Origin of the sequence: Lentzea sp. NPDC058436 (genome assembly GCF_042721515.1) — a bacterium.
In the GTDB taxonomy this organism is placed as follows: Bacteria; Actinomycetota; Actinomycetes; order Mycobacteriales; family Pseudonocardiaceae; genus Lentzea.
In genome coordinates this window covers 110811-121162 of sequence record NZ_JBHXLF010000021.1, presented here as the reverse complement: position 1 = coordinate 121162, position 10352 = coordinate 110811, and the positions used below count along the sequence as shown (strand labels likewise).

Genomic DNA, 10352 nt, shown 5'->3' with positions numbered 1-10352 from the left:
GTCTGGGGGTGGGGGGGTGGGGGGGGGGGTCGGGGGTGGGGCCCCCCCGCCCCGCGGCGGCGGTTCCGCCACATCCGGTGGGTTATGGTCAAGTCGACGAAGAGCGTGTCGACTTGACCTGACCCCTCGGGCGCGGCAACGGCATCGGAGCGCTAGACGGGGGAGCCACCACCGCCAGGTTCGTATTGCTGGATTGCTCGGCTTCGCCTTCGCTTGGGCTCGCCTTCGGCGTCGCGGAAGCGGAAGGACGGCTCGCCTTCGGCATCGCGGGGCGAAGGGCGGCTCGCCTTCGGCATCGCCCCGACTTGGCCCCGCCATCGAACTCAGTCCCGCCATCGAACGCGGCCCACCATCACGCACACCCCCGTGCGGCAACGGCGAAGGGCGCCACCCAAGTCCGGTGGCGCCCTTCGCGTTGGCCGAGAGCGAAACGACGGGAACCCCGGCCCCTTCCCCAGGGCCGGGGTTTCACCGTGTCAGGGTGATGTGTGTCTCAGATGGACCGTCCTAACGGGATGCTGTGGGTTTACGCAGCGGGAGCCGTCACACCGGGCGGGAGGCACTCGACGTTGCGCTTGCCGTCGGGCTGGATCACGAACCAGGTGTTGCCGATGCCCTGGCCCGCCCACTTGCCCGGCGCCGGGTCCTTCGAATAGGTGTAGAGGGCCCAGCCGTCGATGGCGACCTGCTTCTTGCCGTCGGCGCGGGTGATCAGGGAGACCAGCTTCTGGTCGACGCCCTCCAGCTGCGGGATCGAGTCCGACAGCAGCGGCGGCCACGTCACGGCGCACTGGTCGTTGCAGTTGGACTTGCCTTCCGGCTTCGGGACGTCCTTGTCGAAGCGGTACAGCGTGCGGCCGTCGCCGTCCTGGACGACCTGGCCCATCTTCTCGACTGCCTTGCCGACCAGCCTCAACGAGCTGACCGGGGCTGCTGCCGGGGGCTGCGCCGCGGGTTGTGCGGCCGGGGTCTCCGGGGCCTGCTGCTGGACTGGGGCTTCGGGCGCCTGCGCGGGTTCCTGGAGCACCGGGGGCTGACCCACGTCGCCGTAGTCACCGAGGACGCCCAGGTCGGTTTCGGTCTGTGCCACCGGCTTGGAGTTGCTCTGGCCACTTCCCGTGGCGCTCCAGACACCCAGACCCAGCACAACTGCCAGTCCCGCGGCGAGCCCGATGGCAATGCGGTTACGTCGGATCACACTCATGTCCTCCTTGTCCATCCGTTCGCTCTATCGAGGCCATACGGGCGGGGTTGCGTCTCGGTTCAGAAACGAACCGAACCTCGTCCTGTCTCGAACGTCTGGCGGAGCCAGGTCACGCAGGAGGTGCAGGGTGGTCGTCGCTGGTCAGCTGGCGGGAATGGCCGAACGGGTGCTGGGCGCGCCGTTGCCGATCGGATTTCGGGCTTGGGACGGGAGCGTGGCCGGACCGCAGGACGGCACGGTGCTCGTGATCCGGTCTCGGGACGCGTTGCGGCGGCTCGTCTGGAGTCCGAACGAGTTGGGGCTCGCGCGCGCGTACGTGAGCGGGGAGCTCGATGTGGAAGGAGATCTCGCCGCCGGTCTCTCGCAGATCTGGGGGCTCGTGCGGCGGGGTGTCACCCGGCGGCCGAAGCTCTCGGAGGTCGCGAAGCTCGCGTTCCAGCTCAAGGTGCTCGGGCCGAACCCGGACGCGCCGAAGGAGGAGGCGAGGCTGAAGGGGGCGCTGCACACCAAGGGGCGTGACCGGGATGCCATTTCGCACCACTACGACCTGAGCAACGCGTTCTACCAGCTCGTGCTCGACCCGAGCATGGCCTACTCGTGCGCGTACTTCACGTCCGAGGACGAACCGCTCGCGCAGGCGCAGCACAACAAGCTGGACCTCGTGTGCCGCAAGCTCGGCTTGGAGCCCGGCATGCGGCTGCTCGACGTCGGCTGCGGGTGGGGATCGATGATCATCCACGCGGCGAAGCACTACGGCGTGCACGCGACGGGCGTGACGATCTCCGCGCAGCAACGCGCGCACATCCTCGGGCGCATCGAGGCCGAGGGGCTGACCGATCGAGTCGAGGTGCGGTTGCAGGACTACCGCGAGGTGCGGGACGAGCCGTTCGACGCGATCTCCACGATCGAGATGGGCGAGCACGTCGGCGAGAGCAACTACCCCGAGTACGCCTCGACGCTGCACCGGTTGCTCAAGCCGGAGGGGCGGCTGCTGCTGCAGCAGATGTCGCGCGGACGCAACGCGCCCGGCGGCGGCGCCTTCATCGAGTCGTACGTCGCACCGGACATGCACATGCGGCCGGTCAGTCAGACGACCGGCTTCCTCGAAGGTGCCGGCCTGGAGATCCGTGACGTGCACGCGTTGCGCGAGCACTACGTGTGGACCGTGCGCGCGTGGGCGGACACTCTCGAAGAGCGGTGGGACGAGGTCGTCGCACTGGTCGGCGAGGGGCAGGCGCGGGTCTGGCGGCTCTACCTCGCGGGCGGCGCGCTGACGTTCGAGGAGGGCCGGATGGGCGTGGACCAGATCCTCGCGGTGCGCAGGAGTGAGAACGGGCGCAGCGGCATGCCGCGCGTGCGTCGTGAGATGGTCACCCGATGAGCTTCCTGATCAGCTTCGTCGCGGTCCTCGTACTGCTCAGCGGGTTGTTCCTGTACGCGGACTCCCGCAAGCGCTACGACCTGATCGACTCCGTGTGGGGTCCCGGGTTCGCCGTGATCGCGGTGATCACGCTGCTGTTCGCGGAGGGCGAACCAACTCGGCAGTGGATCATCACCGCGCTCACCGTGGTGTGGGGTCTGCGCCTGGGCGCGCACATCCACTCGCGCAACAGGGGCAAGGACGAAGATCCGCGATACCAGGACATTTTGAGGCGTGCCAAGGGAAATCCGCGCCTGAAGATGTACCGCGTGTACCTGTTGCAGGCCGTGCTGATGTGGATCGTCTCGCTGCCGGTGCAGGCCGCGCAGCATCTTTCGGCCCCGTTCGGAGTGCTAGATTGGGTGGGCACTGGCGTGTGGACGGTCGGCTTCGTCTTCGAGGCCGTGGGTGACTGGCAGCTCTCCCGGTTCCGGGCGGATCCGGCGAACAAGGGCGCCGTGATGGACCGCGGGTTGTGGCGCTACACAAGGCATCCGAACTACTTCGGTGACTCGGTCGTCTGGTGGGGCCTGTACCTGTTCGCGTTGCACTCGTGGGTCGCCGCGCTCACGATCATCGGTCCGGTGATCATGACGTGGCTGCTCGCGAAGGGCAGCGGCAAGCCGTTGCTGGAGAAGGACATCGTGTCGCGCCGCCCTGGTTACGCCGAGTACGTCCGGCGCACCAGCGGCTTCGTACCGCTGCCTCCGAAGAGCAAGGTGAGCTAGTGGTGTGGCCCGGGATCGCGCTGGGCGCCGCCATCGGCGCCTGAGCGGGTTGGCGGGCTCCTTGTCGGCAAGGGCTTGGGCGGGTCGGGCGAGCGCTTCGCCAGCGGGCTTGGGCGGGTTGGACGTGTGCTGTCGGTGGGCACGAGCCCGAACGGGTTGGGCGCGCACTCGGCCAACGCGCGCCTGAACGGGTTTGGCGTGCGTTGTCAGCGCGCCTGCGAACCCGTCAGGCCCGCGCCGTCCCGGCTCAGGCTCGCGCTCACCGCGTGCGAGCCCTCCCCGGCCTGCCCGCCCTCACCCGAGCACGAGCGGCCCCCAGAGCAGGCGTCAGACCGCCGCGGCGAACTGTGCCGAGTACAGGCGGTGGTACGCGCCTGCCCTGGCGAGCAGTTCGTCGTGCGTGCCCTGTTCGACGATGCGTCCTGCCTCCATCACGAGGATCAGGTCGGCGTCGCGGATGGTCGACAACCGGTGGGCGATGACGAACGACGTGCGCGACGTGCGCAGCGCCGCCATGGCGTGCTGCACCAACGATTCCGTGCGGGTGTCGACCGAGCTGGTCGCCTCGTCGAGGATCAGCAGCGTCGGGTCGGACAGGAAGGCTCGCGCGATGGTGAGCAGCTGCTTCTCGCCCGCCGAGACGTTCGAGCCCTCCTCGTCGATCACGGTGTCGTAGCCGTCCGGCAGGCAGCGCACGAAGCGGTCCACGTAGGTCGCCTCGGCCGCGGCGAGGATCTCTGCCTCCGTCGCGTCCGGCTTGCCGTAGGCGATGTTGTCGCGGATCGTGCCGCCGAACAGCCACGTCTCCTGCAGCACCATGCTGGCCTGCGCGCGCAGGTCCGCGCGGCGCAGTTCGGTGATGTCGACGTCGTCGAGGGTGATGCGGCCGCCGCTGAGCTCGTAGAACCGCATGATGAGGTTCACCAGGGTCGTCTTGCCGGCGCCGGTCGGGCCGACGATGGCGATCATCTGGCCGGGTTCCGCGACCAGCGACAGGTTCTCGATCAGCGGCTTGTCCGGGTCGTAGGAGAACGAGACGTTCTGGAACTCGACCTTGCCGCAGCGCCACGGCGGTGAGACGGCGTCCGCCGGGTCCGGGCGTTGCTCCGGGGCGTCGAGCAGGTCGAACACGCGCTCCGCCGACGCCACGCTGGACTGCAGCAGGTTCGACAGCGACGCCGCCTGGGTGAGCGGCTGGGTGAACTGGCGCGAGTACTGGATGAACGCCGTCACCTCGCCGAGCGTCATGGTGCCGGAGGTGATGCGCAGGCCGCCGATCACCGCGATGGCGACGTAGCTCAGGTTCGACAGGAACATCATCGACGGCATGATCAGGCCGGAGACGAACTGCGCGCCGGCCGCGGCCTCGTAGAGCTGGTCGTTGCGGCGACGGAACTCCGCCTCGGACTCCTGCTGGCGGCCGAACGCCGTCACCAGCTGGTGGCCGCTGAACGCCTCCTCGATGTGCGCGTTCAGCTCGCCGGTGTGCTTCCACTGCGCCACGAACTGCTTCTGCGCCCGCTTGCCGATCGCGCGGGTCAGCGCCACCGAGATCGGGATGACGAGCATCATCACCAGCGCCAGCAGCGGTGAGATCACGAACATCATCACGGTCACGCCGACGAGGCTGAGCACCGCGGTGAGCAGCTGGCTCATCGTCTGCTGCAGCGTCGTCGCGATGTTGTCGATGTCGTTGGTGACGCGGGAGAGCAGCTCACCGCGCGGCTGGCCGTCGAAGTACTTGAGCGGCAACCGGTGCAGCTTCTCCTCGACGCTCTCGCGCAACCGGTAGACCACGCGCTGCACCACGGTGTTCAGCAGCCGCGACTGCAACCAGGTGAACAGCGACGCCACCACGTAGAGGCCCAGTGCGAACGAGAGAACGCCCGCCAGCGAACCGAAGTCGATGCCGCCTCCGGTGAGGCCGTCGAAGATGATGTCGGTCGCGTCGCCGAGGATCTTCGGGCCGATGACGGTGAACGCGACGCCGAGCACGCCGAGGCCGACGACGGCGGCGAAGGTGAGGCGTTCGGGTTTCATCAGGCCCGCCAGGCGTTTCGCCGACGTGCCGAAGTTCTTCGGCTTGCTGACCGGCGCCTGGGCGGCGAAGCGTCCCGCCGGGCCTCCGATCGGCTGCGGGCGCTCACGGGTGGCGGTCACGCCTTCTCCTCCGCGGTGATCTGGGACTGGACGATCTCCAGGTAGGTGGGGGAGCTCGCCATCAACTCGCTGTGCGTGCCCATGCCGACGATCTCGCCGTTCTCCAGCACCAGGATCTGGTCGGCGGAGGCCACTGTGGACACCCGTTGCGCGACCAGCAGCACGGCGGCGTCCCGGGTGTACGGGCGCAGTGCCGCGCGCAACGCCGCGTCGGTGGCGAGGTCGAGTGCGGAGAACGAGTCGTCGAACAGGTACACGTCCGGCCTGCGCACCAAAGCCCGCGCGATGGAGAGCCGTTGCCGCTGGCCGCCGGACAGGTTGGTGCCGCCTTGCGCGATCGTGGCGTCGAGCCCGCCCATCGCGGTGACGAAGTCCTTGGCCTGCGCGATGTCCAGCGCCGTCCACAGCTGGTCCTCGTCCGCGTCCGGGTCGCCGTGCAGGAGGTTCGACCGCACGGTGCCGGTGAACAGGTACGCCTGCTGCGGTACGAGTCCGATGCGCGACCGCAGCGCCTCGGGGTCCTGTGTCTGCACGTCGGCACCGCCCACCCGCACCTCTCCGGCCGTCGCGTCGATCAGCCGGGGGATCAGGCTCATCAGCGTGGTCTTGCCGGAGCCGGTGCTGCCGATGATCGCGGTGGTCTGCCCGGCGCCGACGCGGAACGAGACGTCGCGCAGGACTGGCGCGTCGGCACCGGGGTAGCGGAACTCCGCGCCGTGGAAGGAGATCTCACCGCGCCCGGAGGCCGCGGCCACTGGGGACGAAGGGGCGCGCACCGACGGTTCGGTGTTGATCACCTCCATGATCCGGCCCGCGCTGACGGACGCGCGCGGGACCATCGTGGAGATGAACGACGCCATCATCACCGACATCAGGATCTGCAGGAGGTAGGCGAGGAACGCGGTGAGCGCGCCGACCTGCACGTCCCCGTCCGCCACGCGGTGCGCTCCGAACCACAGCACCGCGACGCTCGACACGTTGAAGATCAGCGTGACCGTCGGGAAGATCATCGCCTGCAGCCGGCCCGCCCGCAGCGCGACGTCGGTGAGCTGCGCGTTGGCGCCGGCGAAGCGCTCGGTCTCCGCCTTCTCCCGCACGAACGCCCGCACCACGCGCACACCGGTGAGCTGTTCGCGCAGCACCCGGTTCACCTGGTCGACGCGCTCCTGCTGACGGCGGAACAACGGCACCATCCGCACCGTGATCAGGAAGATCGCGACCGCGAGCACCGGCACGCACACCAGGAGCAGCCACGACAGACCGACGTCCTCGCGCAGCGCCATCACCACACCTGCCACGGACATGATCGGCGCCGCCACGAACATCGTCGTCAGCATCACGACGAGCACCTGCACCTGCTGCACGTCGTTCGTCGTGCGGGTGATCAGCGACGGCGCTCCGAACCGCGCGACCTCCTGCGCGGAGAACGAGCCGACCCGGTGGAACACGCCCGAGCGCACGTCCCGCCCGAACGCCATCGCGGTGCGCGTGCCGTACCGGACGGCCACGACCGAACAGGCGATCTGCACCAGCGAGACGACGAGCATCCAGCCGCCGAGCTCCACGATGTACGAGGTGTCGCCGCGCGCGACGCCGTTGTCGATGATGTCGGCGTTGAGGCTCGGCAGGTACAGGGAGGCGACAGTGCCCACGAGCTGGAGCGCGACCACGACGGTCAGCTCGCGGCGGTACGGCCGCAGGTAGGTGGTCAGCAGGCGGGTGAGCACTCCGTCCTCGCGTGGAGCCGTCTCAGTCAGCTGGGTGGACACGGGAAGCTCCTGGAGTCGAGGCAGCGGGCAAGGCCCGTGACAGTCAAAACAGGTGACTATATGAGGTCAGAGCGCGGGTTAGTGTGGGGTCGTGGGCAACGACATCTCCTTCCCGCGCCAGCAGGCGCGCACCCAGCGGTTCACCGTCGGCGCACCGAGGACGTTCGCGGTGTCGGCAGACGGCGCACGCGTGTTCTTCCTCCGCCCGGCCACGGCCACCGGCCGCGCGAACGGCCTCTGGGAGCTCAACACTTCCACCGGAACCGAACGTCTGCTCGTCGACCCGGCGATGCTGCTGTCCGACCCGGAGGACCTGCCCGCGGAGGAGAAGGCGCGCCGTGAGCGCACGCGCGAGTCCGGTGCCGGCCTCGTCGGCTACTCGCTGTCCCGCGACGCCTCGGTGGCCTCGTTCGCGCTGTCCGGCCGCCTGTTCGTGGCCGACCTGACGAGCGGTGACGTGCGCGAACTGCCGACCAGGGGCGGGGTCATCGACCCGCGCGTCGACCCGACGGGCGAGCGCGTGGCCTACGTCACGCGCGGCACGCTGCGGGTGGTCGAGCTGGAGTCGGGCGAGGACTACGACGTCGCCGTCCCGGACGGCGAGGACGTGACGTTCGGCCTCGCGGAGTTCATCGCGGCCGAGGAGATGTCGCGCTACCGCGGCTACTGGTGGGAACCGGGCGGCAAGCGCCTCATCGCCGCGCGCGTGAACAACTCCCCGGTGCAGCGCTGGTACATCGCCGACCCGGCGAACCCCGCCACCGCCGCCACCGAGATCGCGTACCCGGCGGCGGGCACGGACAACGCCGAGGTGTCGCTGCACGTGGTGTCGCTCGACGGCACCTTCGTCCCGGTGCTGCTCGAGTTCGACTACCTCAACGACGTGCACTGGTCGTCCGGCGGCGCCCCGCTGATCACCACGCAGAGCCGTGACCAGCGCACCCGCACGATCTACACGCTGGCCCCCGAGACCGGCGCGGTCACCGAGCTCGCGACCGAGACCGACCCGGTGTGGCTGGAGGTCAGCGACGGCGCTCCGGCCTGGACCCCGGACGGCCGCCTCGTGCGGATCGTGGGCTCCGGCGACGAGTACGCGTTGAGGGTCGGCGACGACGTCCTGACGTCCGGCCTGCAGGTGCGCCGGGTGCTCGACATCACCGACGACTCCATCCTCGTCGCCGCCTCCGCGGACGACCCGACGCAGACGCACGTCTACTCGGTCGGCGCCGAGGTCGAGCGACTGTCCTCTGAGGACGGTGTGCACTCCGCGGTCAGGGGTGGCGGCACGGTGGTGCTCGTGTCGGCCACTGTGGACAGGTTCGGCGCGAGGGTCACCGTCGGCGACCACGTGATCGAGTCGTGGGCGGACACGCCGGTCCTCAAGGCGTCCCCGCGCCTGTTGACCCTCGGCGAACGGTCCCTGCGCGCCGCCCTGCTGCTGCCCACCGGTCACGTCCCGGGCACCAAGCTCCCGGTGCTGCTGGACCCGTACGGCGGCCCGCACGCCCAGCGCGTCGTGTCGGCCCAGAACGCCTACCTGGCCTCGCAGTGGCTGGCGGACCAGGGTTTCGCGGTCCTCGTCGCCGACGGCCGCGGCACCCCCGGCCGTGGCCTCGCCTGGGAGCGCGCGATCGCGTTCGACTTCGCCGGCGCCACCCTGGAGGACCAGGTCGACGCCCTGCACGCGGCCGCCGCGGTCGAGCCCGACCTCGACCTCACCCGCGTCGCCATCCGCGGCTGGTCCTACGGCGGTTACTTGAGCGCGCTGGCCGTGCTGCGCCGCCCGGACGTCTTCCACGCGGGCATCGCCGGAGCCCCGGTCACCGACTGGCGCCTCTACGACACCCACTACACCGAGCGCTACCTCGGACACCCGGACGACAAGCCCGAGGTCTACGACCAGAACTCGCTCATCAACGACGCGGACAAGCTCTCCCGCCCGCTGATGATCGTCCACGGCCTGGCCGACGACAACGTGGTGGCCGCCCACACCCTGCGCCTGTCGAGCGCCCTGCTCGCGGCCGGACGCCCGCACACCGTGCTGCCGCTCTCGGGCGTCACGCACATGACCCCGCAGGAACAGGTGGCGGAGAACCTCCTCCTGCTGCAGGTCGACTTCCTCAAGCAGTCGCTGGCCTGACGCACCTCCTGGCCGGTCCCGAGGGACCGGCCAGGGTGGTATCGGGGAGTCCTGGCTGACCCGCCGCGCGCGGATCATGCTGGAGACATGGAACGCAACGACCTCGCGGGCTTCCTCCGCCGCCGGCGCGCGGTGCTCCAGCCCGCGGACGTCGGCGTCCCGGCGGGTGGCCGGCGCCGGACACCCGGCCTGCGCCGGTTCGAGGTGGCCCAGCTCGCCGGGATGTCACCGGACTACTACGCGAGGCTCGAACAGGGACGCGGCCCGCGGCCGTCGGTCGCGATGCTCACCGCGCTCGCCCGCGCGTTGCGGCTGACGGCCGACGAGCGCGACCACCTGTTCCGCCTCGCCGGTCACCACGCCCCACCTCGCATTGGCGGCGACGACCACGTCAGCCGCGGCCTCCTCCGGCTGCTGAACGGGCTGCACGGCCTGCCCGCTCTCATCGCCTCCGACCTCAACGTCGTGCTCGTCCAGAACCCGATGGCCGACGCGCTGCTCGGAGAGCAGACCCACTTCCGCGGCCTCGCCCGCAGCTGCACCTACCGGTGGTTCACCGACCCGCGGATGCGCGGCCGGTTCCTCGCGGAGGACCACGAGCACGAGAGCCGCGCCCTGGTGGACGACCTGCGGGCGACCCTCGCCGTCCGCCCAGCGGATCCCGCAGCGAACGCGCTGGTCCGGGCTCTGCGCGCGGAGAGCGAGGAGTTCGCCGGGCTTTGGGCGCGTCACGACGTCGCGGTCCGCCGCAGCGACCGCAAGCGCGTCCTGCACCCGGCCGTCGGACTCGTCGAGCTCGACTTCGACGTCCTCGCGACGGCCAGGCAGGACCAGCGCCTGGTCGTGTACTCACCGGCTCCCGGCAGCGCCGCCGTCTCCCAGCTCGAACTCCTCGCCGTACTCGGCCAGGAGACCTTCGCCCGCTAGCAGG

Annotated in this window: 7 protein-coding genes; 4 read left to right on the top strand and 3 right to left on the bottom strand. The window is 70.1% G+C overall.

Going from position 1 to position 10352, the window contains the following annotated elements:
• Positions 1–526 precede the first annotated feature (526 nt).
• On the bottom strand, positions 527–1204 hold the full coding sequence (locus tag ACFWN2_RS39370) for a hypothetical protein (RefSeq protein ID WP_382435654.1): 678 nt from the start codon (positions 1202–1204) through the stop codon (positions 527–529).
• 154 nt (positions 1205–1358) lie between these two features.
• Between ACFWN2_RS39370 and ACFWN2_RS39365 the strand changes: the two genes are divergently transcribed.
• Together ACFWN2_RS39365 and ACFWN2_RS39360 are read left to right on the top strand one after the other, a co-directional pair.
• Positions 1359–2585 (top strand): class I SAM-dependent methyltransferase, encoded by a 1227-nt coding sequence (locus ACFWN2_RS39365; RefSeq protein WP_382435661.1) that lies wholly within the window; start codon positions 1359–1361, stop codon positions 2583–2585.
• A complete protein-coding gene (locus tag ACFWN2_RS39360; RefSeq protein WP_382435653.1) occupies positions 2582–3352 on the top strand; it encodes a DUF1295 domain-containing protein in 771 nt (256 codons plus the stop codon). Before ACFWN2_RS39365 ends, ACFWN2_RS39360 begins: the two co-directional genes overlap by 4 nt.
• A gap of 327 nt (positions 3353–3679) precedes the next feature.
• Here the strand turns inward: ACFWN2_RS39360 and ACFWN2_RS39355 are convergent, their stop codons facing one another.
• Both ACFWN2_RS39355 and ACFWN2_RS39350 read right to left on the bottom strand, forming a co-directional pair.
• Positions 3680–5392, bottom strand: coding sequence for an ABC transporter ATP-binding protein (locus tag ACFWN2_RS39355; protein ID WP_382435660.1), 1713 nt, complete (start codon positions 5390–5392; stop codon positions 3680–3682).
• A gap of 116 nt (positions 5393–5508) precedes the next feature.
• Positions 5509–7239 carry an ABC transporter ATP-binding protein gene (locus ACFWN2_RS39350; protein ID WP_382435659.1) on the bottom strand — a complete coding sequence of 577 codons (1731 nt, stop codon included), beginning with the start codon at positions 7237–7239 and terminating at the stop codon, positions 5509–5511.
• Positions 7240–7372: 133 nt separating this feature from the next.
• Between ACFWN2_RS39350 and ACFWN2_RS39345 the strand changes: the two genes are divergently transcribed.
• Entirely contained in the window at positions 7373–9421 is a 2049-nt protein-coding gene (locus ACFWN2_RS39345; RefSeq protein WP_382435652.1) for a prolyl oligopeptidase family serine peptidase, read from the top strand.
• An 87-nt stretch (positions 9422–9508) separates the two neighbouring features.
• Positions 9509–10348, top strand: a complete 840-nt coding sequence (locus ACFWN2_RS39340; protein ID WP_382435651.1) for a helix-turn-helix transcriptional regulator — start codon at positions 9509–9511, stop codon at positions 10346–10348.
• Positions 10349–10352 lie beyond the last annotated feature (4 nt).